18 protein-coding genes are annotated in these 19,716 nt (G+C 38.5%); all 18 read right to left on the bottom strand.

The window, feature by feature from the left end:
- Positions 1-385 precede the first annotated feature (385 nt).
- Positions 386-820 (bottom strand): S1 domain-containing RNA-binding protein, encoded by a 435-nt coding sequence (locus QYB95_RS17610; RefSeq protein ID WP_301139686.1) that lies wholly within the window; start codon positions 818-820, stop codon positions 386-388.
- A gap of 201 nt (positions 821-1,021) precedes the next feature.
- Positions 1,022-1,438 carry an FtsB family cell division protein gene (locus QYB95_RS17615; RefSeq protein WP_301139687.1) on the bottom strand — a complete coding sequence of 139 codons (417 nt, stop codon included), beginning with the start codon at positions 1,436-1,438 and terminating at the stop codon, positions 1,022-1,024.
- A gap of 44 nt (positions 1,439-1,482) precedes the next feature.
- Positions 1,483-1,980: a spore cortex biosynthesis protein YabQ gene (gene yabQ / locus QYB95_RS17620; RefSeq protein WP_345783733.1), complete on the bottom strand. Its 498-nt coding sequence runs from the start codon at positions 1,978-1,980 to the stop codon at positions 1,483-1,485.
- Entirely contained in the window at positions 1,977-2,276 is a 300-nt protein-coding gene (gene yabP, locus QYB95_RS17625; protein WP_036197841.1) for a sporulation protein YabP, read from the bottom strand. The genes yabQ and yabP overlap by 4 nt, the downstream gene beginning before the upstream one ends.
- 144 nt (positions 2,277-2,420) lie before the next feature.
- Positions 2,421-2,711 carry an RNA-binding S4 domain-containing protein gene (locus QYB95_RS17630; RefSeq protein ID WP_301139688.1) on the bottom strand — a complete coding sequence of 97 codons (291 nt, stop codon included), beginning with the start codon at positions 2,709-2,711 and terminating at the stop codon, positions 2,421-2,423.
- The gene (gene yabN / locus QYB95_RS17635) at positions 2,712-4,181 is read right to left on the bottom strand and encodes a bifunctional methyltransferase/pyrophosphohydrolase YabN (RefSeq protein ID WP_301139689.1); all 1,470 of its coding nucleotides are present in this window, start codon (positions 4,179-4,181) and stop codon (positions 2,712-2,714) included.
- Between the two features lie 8 nt (positions 4,182-4,189).
- The gene (locus QYB95_RS17640; RefSeq protein WP_301139690.1) at positions 4,190-5,797 is read right to left on the bottom strand and encodes a putative polysaccharide biosynthesis protein; all 1,608 of its coding nucleotides are present in this window, start codon (positions 5,795-5,797) and stop codon (positions 4,190-4,192) included.
- A gap of 235 nt (positions 5,798-6,032) precedes the next feature.
- Positions 6,033-6,569: a stage V sporulation protein T gene (spoVT, locus tag QYB95_RS17645; RefSeq protein WP_301139691.1), complete on the bottom strand. Its 537-nt coding sequence runs from the start codon at positions 6,567-6,569 to the stop codon at positions 6,033-6,035.
- Between the two features lie 167 nt (positions 6,570-6,736).
- Complete coding sequence (gene mfd / locus QYB95_RS17650) at positions 6,737-10,249, bottom strand: transcription-repair coupling factor (RefSeq protein ID WP_301139692.1); 3,513 nt, start codon at positions 10,247-10,249, stop codon at positions 6,737-6,739.
- Between the two features lie 217 nt (positions 10,250-10,466).
- Positions 10,467-10,694 (bottom strand): anti-sigma-F factor Fin, encoded by a 228-nt coding sequence (locus QYB95_RS17655; protein WP_036197852.1) that lies wholly within the window; start codon positions 10,692-10,694, stop codon positions 10,467-10,469.
- Between the two features lie 294 nt (positions 10,695-10,988).
- Positions 10,989-11,561 carry an aminoacyl-tRNA hydrolase gene (gene pth / locus QYB95_RS17660; protein WP_301139693.1) on the bottom strand — a complete coding sequence of 191 codons (573 nt, stop codon included), beginning with the start codon at positions 11,559-11,561 and terminating at the stop codon, positions 10,989-10,991.
- 304 nt (positions 11,562-11,865) lie between these two features.
- On the bottom strand, positions 11,866-12,495 hold the full coding sequence (locus QYB95_RS17665; protein WP_301139694.1) for a 50S ribosomal protein L25/general stress protein Ctc: 630 nt from the start codon (positions 12,493-12,495) through the stop codon (positions 11,866-11,868).
- A 293-nt stretch (positions 12,496-12,788) separates the two neighbouring features.
- Complete coding sequence (locus QYB95_RS17670; RefSeq protein ID WP_301139695.1) at positions 12,789-14,996, bottom strand: MBL fold metallo-hydrolase; 2,208 nt, start codon at positions 14,994-14,996, stop codon at positions 12,789-12,791.
- A gap of 538 nt (positions 14,997-15,534) precedes the next feature.
- Positions 15,535-16,494, bottom strand: coding sequence for a ribose-phosphate diphosphokinase (locus tag QYB95_RS17675; protein ID WP_301139696.1), 960 nt, complete (start codon positions 16,492-16,494; stop codon positions 15,535-15,537).
- 25 nt (positions 16,495-16,519) lie between these two features.
- Positions 16,520-17,884, bottom strand: coding sequence for a bifunctional UDP-N-acetylglucosamine diphosphorylase/glucosamine-1-phosphate N-acetyltransferase GlmU (glmU, locus tag QYB95_RS17680; protein ID WP_301139697.1), 1,365 nt, complete (start codon positions 17,882-17,884; stop codon positions 16,520-16,522).
- Between the two features lie 166 nt (positions 17,885-18,050).
- Complete coding sequence (gene spoVG / locus QYB95_RS17685; protein WP_301139698.1) at positions 18,051-18,341, bottom strand: septation regulator SpoVG; 291 nt, start codon at positions 18,339-18,341, stop codon at positions 18,051-18,053.
- Between the two features lie 152 nt (positions 18,342-18,493).
- Positions 18,494-18,868 (bottom strand): RidA family protein, encoded by a 375-nt coding sequence (locus tag QYB95_RS17690; RefSeq protein ID WP_301139699.1) that lies wholly within the window; start codon positions 18,866-18,868, stop codon positions 18,494-18,496.
- Positions 18,869-19,696: a pur operon repressor gene (gene purR / locus QYB95_RS17695; RefSeq protein ID WP_301139700.1), complete on the bottom strand. Its 828-nt coding sequence runs from the start codon at positions 19,694-19,696 to the stop codon at positions 18,869-18,871. It abuts the gene before it with no gap.
- Positions 19,697-19,716 lie beyond the last annotated feature (20 nt).

Consider the following 19,716-nt stretch of genomic DNA (forward strand, 5'->3'; position numbering starts at 1 on the left):
TCTAATATAGAGTACCTTGGGTAAGGGGCTTAGCACACAAGCCGCAGAGCCAACTTGTTGTCTCTACGACTTGTCTTTGAGGCAAGCACGATGTTGCTCATGCTGCCATTGCCACACGATGTGGCGTTTATACAACAGCTTTGTGTAAGGCCCGCCAACATTCGTGTAGTGCTTTATAAACTTCTGGATACCTTGCCAAAACTTACGTGTTAGGTTGCAGCTTTCATTTAGACATTCTGTATGGTAACTTATAATCTCCTTTACTAATGTATCTTTCGAGAATTCTTATAGTACTCCACAAACAAAAAAGCTGTTTGTGAGATGTTTCCCACAAACAGCCTTTATCTATATAACACTTTTTCTACGCTTTAAAACAGACAGCAAACTACCCTCTTCTAGCTCCACGGCCACCGCGTTTTGACTCAGTTGCACGTTTTAAAGTTGCAAGACGTTCGTCACTATCTTTTAGGAATCGTGCCATTTTTTGCTCAAAGTTTTCTTTTGTTTGACCATTTCGATCATTAGAACGGTTGTTATCACGACGTGGACGATGAGGACGTTCAGGACGTTCCGGTCTTTCTGGTTGAGGCTTTGCTTTACGGATTGATAAACCGATCTTACCATCCGCTTCAACATTCATCACTTTAACTTCAACAACATCTCCAACTTTAAGATGTTCGTTGATGTCTTTGACATAGTTGTCTGCAACTTCACTAATGTGAACTAGGCCCGTTTTGCCATCTGGCAGCTCAACGAATGCTCCAAAATTTGTGATTCCTGTTACTTTACCTTGTACTTTGCTGCCTACTTCAATTGACATAAAAAAAATGCTCCTCCTTAAAATTTAAGCGGCTCTTAGAAGCCAGTAATCAAATTTAGTGTAACGTGCATGAATTGATTCACGTTTATCTTTTATTATAGCCAACAAAAAAAGAGTGTCAACAAGACAACTCTTTTTCTATCACTCGAAAAACACTTTTTGTATTAAACCTACAAGATTATTTGTCATTTTTTTATGGTATTAGTTGGAATTGCTATCAGAGCCTCCAACTTTTTCCTCATCATCCGGAATCGTAAATATAATTTCTCCATCATCTGATAAAAAATACTCTTTACGAGCTAATTTTGCAATATACTCATCATCTTCAAGTTTTGTTATTTGTAAGTTTAACATGTCTTGCTGTTCTTTTACTTCGCCGAGTTTTGCTGCTACTTCTTCTTTTTGCTGTTCTTTTTCAGCTAGTCGTTTGGTTTGTGTTAAGGATGTACTTATTAAAAAAACAAGAACAATCGAAGCCAGTAATCCGAAGACGAGCAGCCTTCTACGGGTTCTCACCTTTTGCTTTCTTGTATACTGTGTATGTGTTTCAGTTGATCGGACATAGTCATTTTCAAGCGCTCGAACATTATTAAGTTGTTTTTTCTGACGCTCTGCCATATCCGTCACCTCCAAAAGTCTGTACATTCTATTATACTTCTATTTCAACTTTTTTTAAAGATTGTCCTTCTAACTTTTGTATAAAATTTTCGAAAATGCTTTTTAAGGAATTTATTATATATTTTGCGAAATGGTAGGAAGATAATCAAAATAATACGAATCACCAGTTTGAAAGTACCTACAATAATATTTTTTATCAATTTAATAATGCCGATAATAGGCTTAATTATAAGGAAAATAAATACTCGTCCAAAAAAACGGAAATACGGTTGAAACACAGCTTCATACAAGAAGATACCCAATATTTGCGCTAATGGGTCAACTAAACGCCATTCTCCACCCTTAATAGTAAATAAAATATAAAATGTCAGGGCACCTAAAAGTGCCCAAACGATTAGCTCTACTCCATATCCCATTCTTCTTAAGATTGATTTTTGACTTAAGGCACTTAGTGAGAAACGTGTACAATCAATAATTGCACCAATCAGTAAACCACTAAGCGCCATGATCAATATACTTACAACCTGTTCATTTATGGTCATCCAAATAATTTATGGAGGAAGCCTTTTGATAACCCTGAATCTTCGTCATCATATTGTACTAGTTTTACATTTCCTTCCAATGTCAACAACCCTTTATCGACGTCTAAATGGACAATACGTAATTCCTCACCACGGATTAGTAAATGGCCTTGAGCTGTTCGAATATAAAACTCTTCTTGGTCAAAACGCTCAATTTCCTTTACAGAAGTCATGTCCATTCTTTTTCGATTGCGCACTGTCACAAGATGGTCACCAGATGTCATAGTGTAACGATTACTTTCTTGATGTAGCGTCATATCGTTCCTCCTTCGCTTCTTTGTGTTTGTTCTGTTCACTTTATGCTGAAACTAAAAGAAGCATGACAACAATTTTGCTGCCATGCTCTAGAAATTTACTATTTTTATTTCTCATAATTAGATTCTGTTAAGATGTTCTGCTCTCTATTCTTCATCATCAATAAATTGAGGTTCGATTTTATCAAGCTTTTCTTCTTTTAGAATTGTAAACATATTCATCGCTTCTTCTTTACGTACATTTTCTCGCAAATCTTCTACACGCGCTGTTACTACTTTCTGTCCGAAACGGATTGCAAGCTCATCTCCTACTTTTACAGCAGAACCAGCCTTTGCCACTTTTCCGTTAATCGTAATTCTACCCTGATCTGCTACTTCTTTTGCCAGCGTACGTCTTTTAATCAATCTGGAAACTTTCAAGAATTTATCTATTCGCATTTATTCGTTCTCCCTTTTCTCCAATACTTTTGCCTCATTCCAGAATGCGTCTAATTGCTCTAAAGTAAATTCACTAAAGGCAAGCCCACTATCCTTTACCTTACTTTCCACAAATTGAAATCTGCGGGCAAACTTTTCGTTCGCATGAATCATCGCTTCTTCTGGTGAAATTTTGTAAAATCGCGCAATATTGACTAAAGTAAATAAAACATCCCCGAATTCATCTAAACGAGTTGCTGAAGTTCCCTTTGATACTTCTTCTTTAAACTCGTTCCATTCCTCCGAAAATTTCTCCCATGCCCCCTCTGCGTTTGGCCAATCGAAGCCTACAGAAGCGGCTTTCTTTTGATAATTAAAAGAAGTCAAAAGAGAAGACGTTGCTCTGTACTCTTCTTTTAATAACGAGCCTGTTTGTTCCCCTTTTTCCTGTTGTTTGATTGCATCCCAATTTACCACTACCTCATCAGCATCCTGAACCGATACATCACCAAAAACATGAGGATGTCTGCGGATCATCTTCTCACTGATTGAAGCCAGCACTTCCTCCAGGTTAAAGTACCCATTATCCTCGCCAATCTGGGCATGCAGGAAGACTTGCAGCAGTACATCTCCCAATTCTTCCACCATTCCAAAATCATCTTCAGCATCGATTGCCGCCAAAAATTCGTGGGCTTCTTCCAAAAGGTATTTTTTTAGACTTTCATGTGTTTGCTTTTGATCCCATGGACAGCCATTTGGTCCCCTTAAAGTGGCAATAATTCGTCTAAACGTAGTCCAATCACGCAGGGCATCCAAGTCACTCTGGACTGGCGGTACATAGATTGTTGTTAGATTATTTATGTCCACTGATTGGTCCAGCTCATATAAAGGAACGGTCGTTAAACGTTCCAAGGAAGACCCTGCTGCTGTTACAATCGTGACTGGGTAATCATCCCGGTATTTTTCCATTAATGAAAGCTTGACTTCCGATGCACTGAAAGCGTCGTATACCTGCGCTATTAATACATGTCCATGCATGTTGACATCATGAATAGAAAAACTTGTCCCGTCCAACAATTGGAATCCTTCGATTGGATCAATTTTAAGGGCACCGAAAATTGGGTCCAGAAAGCTTTGACCCCCCTCGATTTTCAAGTCGATTTTCCCTTCCTTTTCCTCATTGATCAAAAGCTGGACAGTTTGTTCAGCAACTAATGGATGTCCCGGAACTGCATACATAACAGGTTCCAGTACCGCAGCTTCTACCAGTTTTGTTGTTATTTCTTCATAGACTGGTTGAAATGTACTATGTTTTTCGTAAACAGCATCAAAACTTTCGAATACAATGCCTTCCTCCTGCAACTCCCTGATAACAGGGTGGTCCATTGTTCGAACATAGATTTTCCGTGCTGATTTAAGTTTTTTATATACGCCCATTTGCAGTTGACTAAGTTCTGCCGCCCCTAGGCCAATAACTGTTAACTTGTGCATATGTTCACCTACTTCTTTTTATTTAGTAATAGCTGGAAAGCTGCCATTCTACGTCCAAAAGGCACTAAGAACCATTCTTTCTCTGCGAGCATTCTTGTTTTGGCAACAATAGTTAAATAAATAACAGCCCCAATTACTATTAGGTTGCCTCCCAAGAAAACCGCACCGATTCGCCCTGAAAATGAGCCGATAGCCATTTGAAGAATCCTCTCCATCATCATTACCGTCAAGATCATACTTCCGCTCGCAAGACATAGTTTTATGTAGAAGTCCCGTTTTGCCAGTTTCAACTTCAACACTCTTTTTAAATAAATCATCAGAGCTCCTGCACAGACATACAATCCGATATTGCTTGCAATAGCAGCTCCCATTACATCCAGGTTAGGAATAAACAGATGATTTCCAATAAACTTCAGGATAATCCCTACCAGTAATATTAACGCCGGGATTTTCAGCCTATTCATTCCTTGTAGGATGGCCGTAAATGTTAATATAATCGATAACGGAATAATTTGTAGCACATAGATCATTAGCACAGCTGATAGACTGTTTGTCTCAAAAAGCATCTCATTTACGTAAGGCATGACAATCACCAACCCAATTGAAGCTGCAACTCCTAAGAGCAACGACACACGATAGGTCAATTGAATAAATGGAGCTGCTCCCCGTCCCCCTATTTTTCTTGACTGATAAGCTACTAAAGGAACAATCGCAAGTGAAAGTGAGGAAGCAATAATAACGCCCAGCTGTACTAAGGGCTGACCACGATCATAGATTCCCTTTATTTTCATCGCTTGAATTTCTGCTACTCCATTATCCAGCAGTAGTGAGAATACAGTAAATGAATCAATTAACTGAAAGCATAAAAGCAGTAAGCTACTCATACTTACACTTAAGCTCAGGATTGTCACTTCTTTTATGATTGGCCATTTCGGCCCTATACTACTACTAACTTTCCCTGGTATCACCTTTACTCTTTTTGAAAAATAAAGCAATAGAATGACTCCCGCTATTTCTCCAATTACTGTACCAATGACTGCTGCATTGCCGGCTGCATATAATGACTTGGATGTTGTCATAATAAAAATTGCACCTATCAATATAATAGCCACACGAACAAACTGTTCAATCACCTGTGCATAAGCAACAGGCGTCATTTCAGCTTTCGCCTGGAAGTGCCCTTTCATTAAGGCTACTAGTGGCATAAAAAGCGTTACAAAAGAACCCGTCCTTAAAATTGTGGATAGTTGTGCATCACCCATGATATGTGCGAGCAATTCAGCTCCGAAAAATAAAATACAAAAGAAAATTACGGATAATAATGTCAGATACTGAAAAACTGTGCGCTTAATTATATTTTTTCTTTGCTCAGCATCCGTCATGTTCTGTGCATCAGCCAGCATTTTAGAAATGGCGACCGCAAACCCACCGGATGTCCAAACAACAAAAAAGGAAATAAACGGATATACCTGTTGATATATATAAAAACCTTGGTCTCCTACTAAATTCTGAAAGGGCACCCGGTAAACGGCACTTAACACTTTTACCAATAAGGCGGCCATCGTTAATAGTAGTGCACCCTTCATATATTCTTTCATTCCAAAATTATCTGCCATTTTCACCCTATCCCTCATAACAATGCCAATAGTATACCACGAAATACCAGGAGCGCTCGACTTCAGAGATAGGCTCCTTTCAGATGATTTTATGTAAGAATAGATGTTAGCCTAAATAAGGCTTGTGTGCTTAGTTCTTCAAAAAAATCTCCACATCTCTTTACTATTCTTATAATTGGAGTAATCATTGATAAACAAAAAACGCCTCCTTTGAATAGAGACGTTTTTTCGCAATTTAGTTTTCCATTTGCTTTGCCAAGAAATTGGCTGCTGTTTCAGCTGCTTTTAATTCAACTTCACTAATGACATGAACCTTTGATATTAAATATACCGCTCCGATTGCATCACCGTTTGTAATAATTGGCGCTACACAATAAGATTTCACTTGTTCAAACTGGCCCGGTACAAGTTCTATTGTTGATTCATTTTTCTCCAATACAATAGAGCGTTGCTTCATGAACTCTTCGGCAAACACGGATAGACGACGATTGGCATATTCTTTCTTCGCTAGACCAGCGATTGCAATCATTTCATCTCGGTCACTAATTAGAGCTGGCGTACCAACCGTTTCATAGAGTGATTCAACATACTCTTTTGCAAACTCACCTAAGTCATTTATTGGGGAATATTTTTTTAAGATAACTTCACCTTCACGGTCCGTATAAATCTCTAATGGATCGCCTTCACGAATACGCATCGTTCTGCGAATTTCCTTAGGAATAACAACGCGACCTAAATCGTCTATACGACGGACAATTCCTGTTGCTTTCATCTTTGCTGCCTCTCTTTCAGAATCAATTTTCATTCACATTGATAGTATGGTTAAGAATTGGTCAATGTATGCAGAAAGTGTATGAAGAGGTTTAAATTCTAAAGTCGGGCAACAAAAGTAAATTATTATGCTAATATTCATTAAAGTACATCTGTACGAAAGTCTTGTTATTGCTTTTTGGCTTTGGCAACAATTTCAACCAATTGTTCAAGCACTTCAAAAGGAGGAATCTTGCCGCATTTTTTCTCTTCTATTGTTAGTGTTAATTTTGCCCCATCCATTAAAAATCCAACTGCACGGTCAAATTTCATGGATTCTGATACAATCACACTGCCATCCACATTGGCTGTACCTTCTTCTGACAAGTAAATGGAGATTACTTTTTGTTTTTCCTTGATCGCTGTGATGCCCGCTTCCAACGCCCATACTTTTACTCGGGCAATGCGCAGCAGTTTTTCGGTTTCAACCGGCAAATCGCCAAAGCGGTCCACTAACTCATCCCAAATTTCATTAAAATCTTCCACACGTTCCATCGATTTAATGCGTTTATACATTTGGATTTTTTGATAGCCATCTGGTATATATGCATCCGGAATATAGGCATCTGTTTGAAGTATAATCTCGACATCGGGTTTTTCCTCTTTAATAACACCCGTCCTGCGCTCTTCAATCGCTTCTTCAAGCATTTGTGAATACAGGTCAAACCCAACCGAGTCAATAAAGCCATGCTGTTGTGCACCTAAAAGGTTACCAGCACCACGAATCGATAAATCCCGCATAGCAATTTTGAACCCGGAGCCGAGTTCCGTAAACTCCTTGATTGTTTGAAGTCGCTGTTCTGCCACATCTGTTAATACTTTATCTCTCTGATACATGAAATAAGCATACGCAATACGATTTGAACGACCAACACGACCGCGCAGCTGATAGAGCTGGGATAACCCCATACGATCTGCATCATGGACAATTAAGGTATTCACATTTGGAATATCAACACCCGTTTCAATGATGGTTGTCGTAACAAGCACATCATATTCTCCGTCCAGGAAGCTTAAAATGATGGATTCCAATTGAGATTCGGTCATCTTCCCATGCGCATAGCCAACACGTGCATCCGGAACAAGCATTTGAATTTCTTCTACTTTTCTTGTCATGTCCTCTACACGATTATAAAGATAAAATGTTTGTCCGCCACGGGCCATTTCTCTCTCTATGGCTTCACGCACAAGTGCCCCACTATACTCCATAACATACGTTTGTACAGGGAATCGATTTTGTGGGGGTGTTTCAATAACCGATAAATCCCTTACCCCTACCATCGACATATGTAATGTACGTGGAATTGGAGTAGCGGTTAAAGTTAGCACATCTACATTGGTTTTTAATTGTTTAATTTTTTCTTTATGCGTTACACCAAATCGTTGTTCCTCATCGACAATCAGTAATCCTAAATCACGGAAGATCAGATCTTTCGATAGAATGCGATGTGTACCAACCACTATATCGACAGTTCCCTCTTTCAATCCTTTGATCGTTTCTGTTTGTTGTTTTTTGGTACGGAAGCGACTTAATAATCCGACATTAATGGCATGACCCTCAAAACGCTCTTGAATCGTTTCAAAATGCTGTTGCGCCAATATGGTTGTTGGTACAAGAAAAGCAACTTGTTTGCCATCCATTATGGCTTTAAAAGCCGCACGAATCGCAACTTCCGTTTTTCCATAACCTACATCCCCACAAACAAGGCGATCCATTGGGCGTTCCCGTTCCATATCATGCTTTACTTCGATGATCGAACGCAGCTGGTCCTCGGTTTCTTCATATGGGAAAGCACTTTCAAATGCACGCTGCTCATCTGTATCAGGAGCGAAGGCATACCCTTTTTCCGCTTCTCGTTTGGCATAAAGCTTGATTAAATCATCTGCTATATCATTAATGGCTGACGAAACTTTGGCTTTCGCCTTTTTCCATTCCGCTCCGCCAAGTTTATGAAGTTTGGGTTCTTTTCCTTCAGAAGCTACATATTTCTGAATCAAATCAATTTGCTCAACAGGAACAAATAACTTATCATCCGCACGGTACTTAATATGAAGATAATCCTTATGTGTACCGTTGACTTCCAGTGTTTCAATTCCGATATATCTTCCTATCCCATGATGAATATGTACGACATAATCACCGGGATTAATTTCTGTATAACTCTTGATGCGTTCGGCATTGGACATTTTTTGTGGACGGCGTGTTTTTCTTTTTGGCTGCTGCTTAAATAATTCGTCGTCTGTCACAACCGCAATTCGCTGCAGCGGCAGTTCGAAACCTGAAGCCAGTTGGCCATCCACGATATAGATTCCCGCAGCTTCAGGGTTTCCTATTAAACTATGAATCCCATACTCCTCCAGCATACTTTGGAGTTTTTTGACCCGTTCTTTTCCATCGGCCATAAAGAGTACCGTAAAATTCTCCTGCATCCATCTTTCCACTTCATTTTGCAAAAGGGCAATCTGACCGTGGAATTGCTGCATGGGTTTACAAGAAAAATTCGTTGTTTTCTTAAATTGAACGCCGGAAAAAGTGCGTGCAAAAAGAGCAAAATAGAGTTTTTGGTGTTCCAGCATGGAGTTGATTTCTTTAAATGAGAAAGAAGGTTTTACATCGTGTACGATTTTCCCTTCTTCTATCAATGAGATAAACCAGTCCTCTTCTTCGCGCTCCCAAGCATCCATTACTTCTTGAATTCGGCCTAGTTCATCGAAAAGGACAATTCCGTCTTCATCAAAGTAATCACCTAAGTAGGATAAATTGTCATAGAGAAGAGACCCATACTTTGTTACATGGTTAGGTATACTTCCCTGATTTAAAAGTTCAATATCATGCTGGATATTTTGATACAGTATTTCTTGAGTTTCTTGTTTTTTGATTTTCTTCAAGCTTTTGGCAAGAGCTGTTTCCAGTTTTTGTGCCAATAGTAGACGTTGGTCCTTCGTCAATAAGATTTCCGAAGCCGGCAATATTTCCACAGCATCCAGTTTTTCGATGGAGCGTTGGTCATCTGCCGAGAAGGTACGAATGGAATCGATTTCAGTATCAAAAAGTTCAATTCGAATAGGTGACTCTGCATACGGTGGGTAGATATCGAGAATTCCCCCACGCAACGCAAACTCACCAGGTGTTGTGACCATCTGACTTCTTGTGTATCCCATCGTCACTAAGTGAAGCAACCATTCTTCGATATTGATATCTTTTCCAATCGTTGCTTTTAAAAAGTAGCCTTTCCACTGTTCAGGAGATGTCATTATTTTGCGCATTCCCGCAATCGGGATTACATAAATGGCTTTCTCTTTTTTAGCCAAATGATCCAATGTAGCAATTCGCGCAGCCCTAGATTCCGGTGAGGCAATTGTCATGTCGGCGGCTATAAACTCATCTGCCGGGTAATAATGAACAATATCTTCTCCTACCAGGGATGATAAATCATCTACTAATTTCTGGGCTTGCAAAAGATTCGGCGATAAAATATAAAGCGGCTTTTTTAGGTTCTCGAATATAGTCTGGATAAATGCCGGTCGAGCACTACCCGTCAAACCAGTAATAAGCTGTGAATCATAATTCTTTTCACCAATTTGCTGGATGAATGTATTTATATGTTTATCTTGAGAGAATAATTGATGAATGACATTCATTCATAAACCCCCTTCCTTCATTCCTATTTATGTAGTTCGTCCTATTTGATATGAATTATTTTCTTTCATTATTTCAGAGAAACAAAGTACAAAAAGCGGGAGACTGTTTTCTCAAGTCGCCCACTCTTTCGCACAATGGCCAATATTGGAGATGTCTTTTAACATAATTGCTGGCTACTCTAATATTTAAACGAGTTAGACAGCGAAAGCGATCCTATTACTGCAACCACTTTTTGAGTGCATAATAATCGGGAAATTGCCTCAGTGAGTCTTCGCAATGTTCACAAATACAATGTACGGTTGTATCACCGCGTTCATTTTTCTCGATATAGTCGTCAACTTCCCCAACTTCAAATAAATGCAATTTACGAATCGTGTCATCCGCATCAAAAGGCAATGTCCCAATTTCCGTTTCACAATGTCGGCAACGATATTTAACAGGCATCCTGATCGTCCTCCCCCTCGAGTATGTAAGCAAACGCTTTGTTATACTCAAAGTATTGACCTAATTTTGCCTATTTATGCACCAATCAAATACGAGCTTTCGTATTTGCGACTGCCGCAAGCTTTCGTCGCAGTCAAAACATGTGGGGCCTGATTTTTTCGAGTTTGCTCGAAAAATTACCTTTTAAAATCTGTGCAGTCCGCCGAAGGCTTTAACTTTATTCAGCATTGTTAGTACTTTCATAAAGTTATTTACTTTTTCACTCGCCACGCTTATATAGCTATAGTAAGGAAATTACTTTTGCTGAATAGAGTTAAATTGTGACATCACGTCTAAAAATTTATTAGATAAAGATGCCTCAATTGCAGAAACTGTTTTTTCAATAGCCTGCTCGATGGCTGGACCATCTTCTTTTGTAAATTTAGCTAATACATAATCCGTTACCTTCATTCCAGCAGGAGGTCGGCTAATGCCCACTCGAATACGATTAAATTCCTGTGTACCTAGATGCTGGATCAGGGATTTAATTCCATTGTGTCCACCAGCACTTCCCTTTTGGCGCAACCGCAACTTCCCTGTTTCTAAGTCCAGATCGTCATAAATGACAATAATATCTTCTATTCCAATACCAAAGTAATCCATCAACGGACGGACAGATTCGCCTGATAAATTCATATATGTTAAAGGTTTTAATAAAATTACTTTTCCTTCAGGTCGATGAACGGTAGCGTACATTCCATTAAACTTCATTTGATTCAATGGTGCATCCCATTTCTTGGATAATGCATCAATACATTCAAAGCCTATATTGTGGCGTGTATAGTCATATTGCTTCCCGGGATTTCCCAATCCAATTATTAACTTCATGAATACCATCCTTTTTTTCTAATCGTAAATATTTTAACATAGCCTGGATTGAAAGAAAAAAAACTAGTTTTTCTATGTATGTATTACTTCATAAAAACAAAATTACCTTTTAATTTCAAATAATATTATAAAAGATATAATGGTGATATTCATCATACTATCACTTTTATAGTATTGACGCCCACTTAGTAGGTTACCCTATGCAGAATGGAATTACCCCCTTTTTATTAACAATTAAGATTTCCATGCATTTCCTTATAAAAAATAAAAATGTATGAGCAGTTGACTCATACATTTTGGACTATTAGCTTTGTGATTCTGGTGCCTCAGTCGCCTTAATGTCTTGGACTTCATCATCCCCTTGTCCAGCCGTATCATCATTTACGACAACCGGTGGAGTAACAGAAACAAGTGTATCCTCATCTGCATTCAGGATTTCATATGGAACCGTATTTCTGATTTCCGCTACAGAGATGGATTCATTCATCCCGACATTTGATGCATCGACTTCAATTGAATCCGGGATATCCGACGGTTTTACTTTAATTTTCAATTCACGAACAGGCTGCATTAAGACGCCGCCCTCTTTTACGCCAGATGACTCTCCGATTACAGTAACCGGAACTTCTACTTCTAATTCCTCAGCCATATTAATAGATAGCAAATCTACATGTTTTACATTTCCTTTTAGTGCGCATCTTTGTACATCGGTTAGGACGGCATTGATTTGCTTGCCTTCTAAATCAATTTTAAATACACTTGTACGACCATATTTTTGTACTGCTTTAGCCATTTCTTTGTAATCAAGTGTTACTGGTTTATTATCAACGTTATATCCATAAATGACTCCAGGTAACTGTCCCTCGTTGCGAAGTTTTGTTAGAGTAGATTGAGCTCCTATTTCTCTAGGTTTTGCTTCTAAAATAATATCCATAATTAAAACCCCTTTCAAAGTTCTGACCATCCTTTCTTATTATTCCTTTATTTGTGGAATCCTAAACTTTCCCGGACAAAAATTTAGCTAAAAGGGTTATCTTGGGATTAATAATGGCCTCTTCTCGTTTATGCAAAGATTTAAAATTGGTCTTTACCAGAAGAAGAACATACTATGTAAGCTGCTTACATTAAACAAATAAAGAGATCATTTTTGAGGAAATCATACAAAATAAAAAAGGACCATAATATGGCCCTTAAAAACTTTACCTGGTTGAACTCTCTTTTTCTGCCTTATTGGGCACTTCTAAATGTATTGATTACATTTTCAGGAACGATGATTGCGCTCGCTTTTGTTAGACTAATCGTATAAGTTTCTCCCTGCTGAACAGCGTTTAAGATTGCCTCAGCTTCTTCTTTTGAGCTTAATCTTTGTGTTCGCAAGATTTCCGGTGTGCCTTTTGCAAGTCGAATTGATTCGACCGGACCGTTATCTGGTAAATAACCTTGGTAGCGATCATGTACATCGATTTCGAATTGAACATACCATCCATCTGGATCATGTGTGTACGAATCTATTTCAATCTTTATGCCATTTTCTAATAGTGGGATCTCTTCGTTTACATTTTGATAGCTATCGAACCCTTGAATGATCTTTCCACCATCTACCAATGTTGCTGTTACATCTGTAAGGCCGTTTTCCCTGCCTGGCTTAAATGGTCCATGGTTTTCAATACTCTCATAATTCGGATTGGAAAGATCGCTTAAGGCATTAGTCGCAACGGAGTATCTTTTCTCCAGAAAATTAACAAATTCATCCTTTGCCAAAGCATCGAGCATCGTCAACTGTTGTTTCGCGTTCGCTGGGTCATTGTTGTAGGCCTTCAGCGCTTGGTAGATCTCAATTATCGGATATTGGTTTGTATGTTGAGGCGCTACATAATCTACATCAAACTTTTGTTGTAGCCAAGCAAGTCCATACTGGAAACCGAGCCTCAAATATCCATTCTCTTCAGTTGGTGTGTATAGTCCATTAAAACCATATCCACCCATGTACCCAAAGCTTACCCATTCACCATTCTCTGGATTTTTCAGCTTAAATATAGCCGATGTCGTTCCTGGTGTATGTCCCGGTGTATGAGCTATTAAAAGTTGGACATTTCCGAAATCCATGTATTCGTCATAAATATACGGTTCTATTTTATTTCTAATTTCTGTTTCTTCTTCAGGCAGGGCTCCCTCGATATTCCAAATGTTCCCCATTGCATCTTTCTGAATGCCGTAAGCCTCTTCATATGCACCATATAGAGTAACAGAGCCACCAGCATTTTCAATCATCTCGATTAATTCTACCGTTGTTCCATAGTGATCAAGGTGGCCGTGTGTTAGCATAATATCCGTTATTTCGCGTGGATCATAGCCGACAGCCTCTATGTTCTTCCAGTATTGATAACCACTGTATGGCCAACCACCATCAAACAAAATCAGCCGGTCATCCGATTTCTTTTTCGTTCCCATATCTGCGTTGAATAAATAGGCTGACACTTCATTATCGCCAACATAATAGAACGTATCTTCTACAATTTCAAAAGGTTCAGTACTGCTGGCATACGGAGATACAGTAGGCTTGTTTCCTCTAATTTTATCGTAGCGCTCCCCTGAAATCGGATCAACGCCTTTGTCTTTCAGTAAATAACTCATGGAAGGAACATCCCAGACAGGTTTTCCATCAGAAGTTGACTGTGGCGTAAAATAGTAGATGGAAGTTACCTTTGCAGCATTGGATTGTTCATAGTTTCGATCAAATACAACGTATACTGCTTGTCTGTGTGTTGTGGAATAGTTATAGTCGGCAGTAACAGGTATGGTCTCAAATTCAGAGACCGCAGAGTTCGCGTAGTTTTCTGTGTTGATATTGTAAACGGATACATTTTTGTCTATACGATATGTTTCTTCATAGCGTTTTATTGGTTCCGGTAATGGCCTGCCACTAATATCTTCAGTTAAGATTCTCCCATCCCCGACAGTTATCGTATTTTTTGTTTTATTATATACCCAGCCTGCAGCGACCATATTGCCCGCCTCACCATTTATTGGGGAAAGCTCCGGACCATACTTCATAGTGTCAAACTGGGCATCAGTAGATGTACCTTTTGCCAGAACCTTATTGAATGTTTCTGAAGGGTCTTCGGGAATAACTAGAACACTCTTATGCAACTTATAGTCTACCAGATTCCCTTTTGCAAGATTTACTGTTACTTTGTCAGCGTCACTGCTATCAATAGGCTGTGTTAGAAGGTTCATTCGAGTTCCTTGTGTTAACAATTCAACTGAAACTACTTCTTTACTTCCTACTTTCGTGATAATAGGATTTCCGATTACAAGTCCATCAAAGGTTTGTACATCGTCTTTTTTTGCAGCAAAAACCTCATTGTTAGCAGCTCCAGCTGCAACTATTAAAAATACAATTACAATAAATAATCCTGTTTTTACTTTTCCCATATAACCCTCCTTAATTTTTTTGCTGCCTAGCAGCTGCTAAAAACTAGTTTGTTTTTGGCTTGTACTATATTTCATTTTGAAATTACTTAATTATAGAAACACTCCTTTACTGTAAATTTATTTATTTTATAGGAGTTCCTATGCTAGGAAAACTCCATAAAATAGACACGAAGGCTCTGGTTAATTGGAATTTTTATGTTTGTAGTTGTGAGTATGTATGATTCTACGGCTCTGTTATTTATTTATAATTGAGGATGTTTGTGGGAAAGTTTATATATGTTAAGTGATTACTTTTAAAAACCCTGCAAAGATATGGTTTTCAAACATAGTGTAATAGTTTACAAATCTGATTGTAAGACAAATTAAAATGATTGTCAATTCAGAAAATTTTAATAAATTAATTCCGTGTTAGGGCTACTTTGCTAGAGATTCACCTATTAATACAGAATCACTAAGACATTCTCTACCTAATAACTAATAATACTTACATTGAAAAAGACAAGGCATAGGTTCGCCTTGTCTTTTATAACTAGATATATTAATCAAATAATGTACTTACAGATTTGTTTTCATATACGCGAGAAATTGCTTCAGCCATTAAATTTGCTACTGAAAGTTGTTTTACTTTCGGAGACATTTTTTCTTCGGTAAGTTGAATTGTATTTGTTACTACAAGTTCTTTAATAACTGAGTTTTCAATACGATCAATTGCCGGGCCAGACAGAACAGGGTGTGAACAGCAAGCATAAACTTCTTTCGCTCCTGCTTCTATCAATGCATTCGCACCAATTGTAATTGTACCTGCCGTATCAATGATATCATCGATTAGAATACAAGTTTTCCCTTCAATATTACCTACGATATTCATCACTTCAGCCACATTTGGTTTTGGACGGCGTTTGTCGATAATAGCAATTGGCGCTTTTAAACGCTCAGCCATTTTACGCGCACGTGTAACACCACCATGGTCAGGAGAAACAACCACTACTTCATCGGGATTGAGGTTTTTAGACTTAAAGTAAGTAGATAGAATTGGGACCGCTTGTAAATGGTCGATCAGGATATCAAAGAACCCTTGGATTTGTGGAGCATGCAAGTCTAATACAATTACACGGTTTGCCCCAGCAGTTTCCAATAAATTTGCTACTAGTTTTGCTGTGATTGGCTCACGGGCTTTTGCTTTACGATCTTGTCGAGCATAGCCATAGTATGGCATTACGACATTAATTGTACGAGCAGAAGCACGTTTGACTGCATCAATCATAATTAATAGTTCCATTAAATGTTCATTAACAGGAGCAGAAGTAGATTGAACGATAAACACGTCACAACCACGGATACTTTCTTCGATGCTAATTTGAACTTCTCCATCACTGAAGTGCTTTACAGATGATTTACCAAGTTCTACTCCCATTTGTTCCGCGATTTCTTGTGCCAATGGGTAGTTAGAGTTTAAAGAAAAGATTTTTAATTTTGTGTCAGCATATTGAAACGGCATGATGGCCTCCTAATAGTTTTACAAATTATTTTAATTTCTTCGCGTAATCTAGTTTATTCTCTTGTCTTGAACGTGCAATTCCCATTGCATCTGCTGGTACTTCTTTTGTGATTGTTGAACCAGCTGCTATAAATGACCCCGCACCTAATTTAACCGGTGCTACTAGGTTAGAGTTGCAGCCGACAAAAACATCATCTTCTATAATTGTCTTAAATTTATTTTTACCATCGTAATTCACGGTGATTGACCCGCAGCCAATATTGACATTGCTTCCAACTTCAGCATCACCGATATAACTTAAATGCGAAACTTTTGTATCATTCCCTAAAGTGCTTTTCTTCACTTCAACGAAGTTACCAATTTTCACATGGTTGCCTAATTGTGTTTCTGGGCGTAAATGTGCAAATGGACCAACGGCTGTATCTTCCCCTATATAACTATCAGTTACAACAGAATTCTGTACAGTAGTACGGTCACTAATTCTACTATTCACAATGTTAGAATTAGGTCCTATAATACAATCCTCACCAATGACTGTTTGCCCCTCGATAGTCGTACCTGGCTTAATCACCGTGTCGCGGCCGATTTGTGCATCTGCACTAATATGCGTTGTCAATGGATTAATGATTGTAACACCATTTCGCATATGCTTTTCATTAATACGGTTACGCATTATTTCTTCTGCTTGCGCTAATGCCACACGATCATTTACTCCCAATGTTTCATCAAAATCATTGCAAGTATAGGCTGAAACGATTTCACCTTGTTTTTGTAAAATTTCGATGACATCCGGTAAATAATACTCGCCTTGTGCATTTTCATTGCTTACTAATTTTAGGGCCTCGAATAAGGCTTTGTTATCAAAGCAATATGTGCCTGTATTAATTTCAGTTACCAACTGCTGTTCTGGTGTAGCATCCTTTTGCTCTACAATCTGTGAAACCTGACCATCTGCATCACGAATCACTCGGCCATATCCTGTTGGATTTCCAGCTACAGCTGTTAGGATTGTTGCTTTTGCGTTTTGACTATTATGGTGTTCATACAGCGCTTTCATTGTTTCTGGCTGAATTAGTGGTGTATCGCCACAGACAACTAATGTTGTTCCCTCAAGACCATTCAATATACTTTCTGCTTGAATCACTGCATGTGCAGTACCAAGTTGTTGTTCCTGAAGTACATACTCGCTTTTGTCACCAAGCTGTTCTTTTACTTTTTCAGCTCCATGTCCAACAATAGTAACAATTCGACTAACATTCAATGATTGAATATTATCTACAACATGTTCTACCATTGGCTTTCCACATACAGGGTGGAGCACCTTATATAATTTGGACTTCATGCGAGTTCCTTGACCAGCAGCCAAAATGACCGCAAAAATGTTCGTCATGATCTTTGAGTCCTCCATTTATGTTCATATTCTCTTATGACTATATAGTAAATTCTCTGCTTTTTCAAGGTTTCCAGACTTGACAAATCAATGACATCTGCTTTGGAAATTTATTCTAAGACGAAAAAGAGCCCACCCATATTGAGTAGACCCACCATTCTAAGTATTAAGCATTTGCTTCTTCAAGTTGCAGTACTTCTTCTTCATTAGATGCATGATATGCAGCCAGTACAACTTCCTGAAGTTTATTTCGTGTATCAGAGTTAATAGGGTGTGCGATATCACGGAATTCTCCGTCTGGTGTCCGTTTACTTGGCATTGCAACAAATAATCCATTGTTGCCATCAATTACACGAATATCATGTACGACAAATTCGTCATCTAATGTAATTGAAGCAATCGCTCGCATACGTCCATCAGTTTGGACACGTCTTAATCTTACGTCAGTTACTTCCATTCTTTCACTCCTCTCTTCTATGATGCCTTTAAAAGATATGATTCTACAAAAACTTTAATTTTCCTTCTTTTATTATACAAAAATTTGAAAAATTATAAATATTTTTTTTGTAAAAAAAGATGGATGCTAATTTTGCATCCATCATTAAAATTCTATTCCACAACTGCTATTACTTCAATTTCTACTTTTACATCCTTTGGCAATCTAGCAACTTCTACTGCTGAACGAGCCGGTTTATGATTACCGAAATGATTTGCATATGTTTCATTCATAGCAGCGAAGTCATTCATATCACCCATGAAAACCGTTGTCTTCACAACTTTATCCAGCGAGCTTCCTGCTGCTTCCAGAACTGCTTTCAAGTTTTCGAAAACTTGATTCGTTTGGGCAACGATATCACCTTCAACTAATTCGCCGGAAGCGGTTAAAGGAATTTGTCCTGAACTATAAAAAATTCCATTTACTACGATTCCTTGTGCATATGGTCCAATTGCGGCTGGTGCATTTGTTGTAGATACTGTTTTCATTTATTTTCTCTCCTTTAAAAAGTAATTACCTTCACTTAAAGCAATTGTACGATCCTTTTCATTCACAGCATGAAGTTTTACTAAAGAATAGTAATCATCTACCAATGTTTCATCAGCATGTTCTGCTTCTACCAGAACCGCCATCCCAGCTAGCTGGCAATCAAACTCTTCAAGCAGGTTTTTCATGCCGTTCATTGTTCCGCCAACTTTCATAAAGTCATCGGTAATCAGAACGCGTTGGCCGCCTTTCATACTGCGTTTAGAAAGTACCATTGTTTGAATACGGCGTGATGATCCGGATACATAATTGATACTTACTGTAGAACCTTCTGTTACTTTACTATCACGGCGCACTACAACAACAGGCACGTTTAGATGTCTCGCGATCGAATGCGCAATCGATATTCCTTTTGTTGCCACCGTCATAATAACGTCAATTTGCTGGTCAGCATAGATGCTTGCAAATACTTTGCCGACTCTATTCATCAGTTCAGGATTTCCTAGTAAATCCGTCATGAACAAATAACCACCCGGCAACAAACGATCTGACTGACTTAATTCCGAAATCAAGATTTGAATAATCTCCCGCACTTCGTTCTCCGACATCTTCGGGATATATTTCACCCCGCCTGCTGCTCCAGGTACTGTCATCAACAACCCGATTCCCTTTTCTTCAAACGTTTCTTTAACAATCGAAAGATCCTCACTGATAGATGATTTGGCAGATTGGTATGTTTCAGAAAAAAAGGTAAGCGGAATTAGCTGATGTGGATGCTCAAGTAAATAATACGTCATATCAACAAGACGTTCGCTTCGCTTCCATTTCACGAGATCCACTCCTACACATG

It is taken from the genome of Ureibacillus aquaedulcis, from assembly GCF_030418165.1.
In the GTDB taxonomy this organism is placed as follows: domain Bacteria; phylum Bacillota; class Bacilli; order Bacillales_A; family Planococcaceae; genus Ureibacillus; species Ureibacillus aquaedulcis.

What these genes read in the sequence shown, in the direction of transcription:
- QYB95_RS17610 (WP_301139686.1), bottom strand. Translation starts at nt 820, where the DNA reads ATGTCAATTGAAGTAGGCAGCAAAGTACAAGGTAAAGTAACAGGAATC.
- yabQ (WP_345783733.1), bottom strand. Translation starts at nt 1,980, where the DNA reads ATGACCATAAATGAACAGGTTGTAAGTATATTGATCATGGCGCTTAGT.
- QYB95_RS17665 (WP_301139694.1), bottom strand. Translation starts at nt 12,495, where the DNA reads ATGGATATTATTTTAGAAGCAAAACCTAGAGAAATAGGAGCTCAATCT.
- QYB95_RS17670 (WP_301139695.1), bottom strand. Translation starts at nt 14,996, where the DNA reads ATGGGAAAAGTAAAAACAGGATTATTTATTGTAATTGTATTTTTAATA.
- QYB95_RS17630 (WP_301139688.1), bottom strand. Translation starts at nt 2,711, where the DNA reads ATGCGAATAGATAAATTCTTGAAAGTTTCCAGATTGATTAAAAGACGT.
- spoVG (WP_301139698.1), bottom strand. Translation starts at nt 18,341, where the DNA reads ATGGAAGTAACTGACGTAAGATTAAGACGTGTCCAAACTGATGGACGT.
- glmU (WP_301139697.1), bottom strand. Translation starts at nt 17,884, where the DNA reads ATGACGAACATTTTTGCGGTCATTTTGGCTGCTGGTCAAGGAACTCGC.
- QYB95_RS17690 (WP_301139699.1), bottom strand. Translation starts at nt 18,868, where the DNA reads ATGAAAACAGTATCTACAACAAATGCACCAGCCGCAATTGGACCATAT.
- mfd (WP_301139692.1), bottom strand. Translation starts at nt 10,249, where the DNA reads ATGAATGTCATTCATCAATTATTCTCTCAAGATAAACATATAAATACA.
- yabN (WP_301139689.1), bottom strand. Translation starts at nt 4,181, where the DNA reads ATGCACAAGTTAACAGTTATTGGCCTAGGGGCGGCAGAACTTAGTCAA.
- QYB95_RS17615 (WP_301139687.1), bottom strand. Translation starts at nt 1,438, where the DNA reads ATGGCAGAGCGTCAGAAAAAACAACTTAATAATGTTCGAGCGCTTGAA.
- QYB95_RS17640 (WP_301139690.1), bottom strand. Translation starts at nt 5,797, where the DNA reads ATGGCAGATAATTTTGGAATGAAAGAATATATGAAGGGTGCACTACTA.
- pth (WP_301139693.1), bottom strand. Translation starts at nt 11,561, where the DNA reads ATGAAGTTAATAATTGGATTGGGAAATCCCGGGAAGCAATATGACTAT.
- spoVT (WP_301139691.1), bottom strand. Translation starts at nt 6,569, where the DNA reads ATGAAAGCAACAGGAATTGTCCGTCGTATAGACGATTTAGGTCGCGTT.
- QYB95_RS17655 (WP_036197852.1), bottom strand. Translation starts at nt 10,694, where the DNA reads ATGCCTGTTAAATATCGTTGCCGACATTGTGAAACGGAAATTGGGACA.
- yabP (WP_036197841.1), bottom strand. Translation starts at nt 2,276, where the DNA reads ATGACGCTACATCAAGAAAGTAATCGTTACACTATGACATCTGGTGAC.
- QYB95_RS17675 (WP_301139696.1), bottom strand. Translation starts at nt 16,494, where the DNA reads ATGCCGTTTCAATATGCTGACACAAAATTAAAAATCTTTTCTTTAAAC.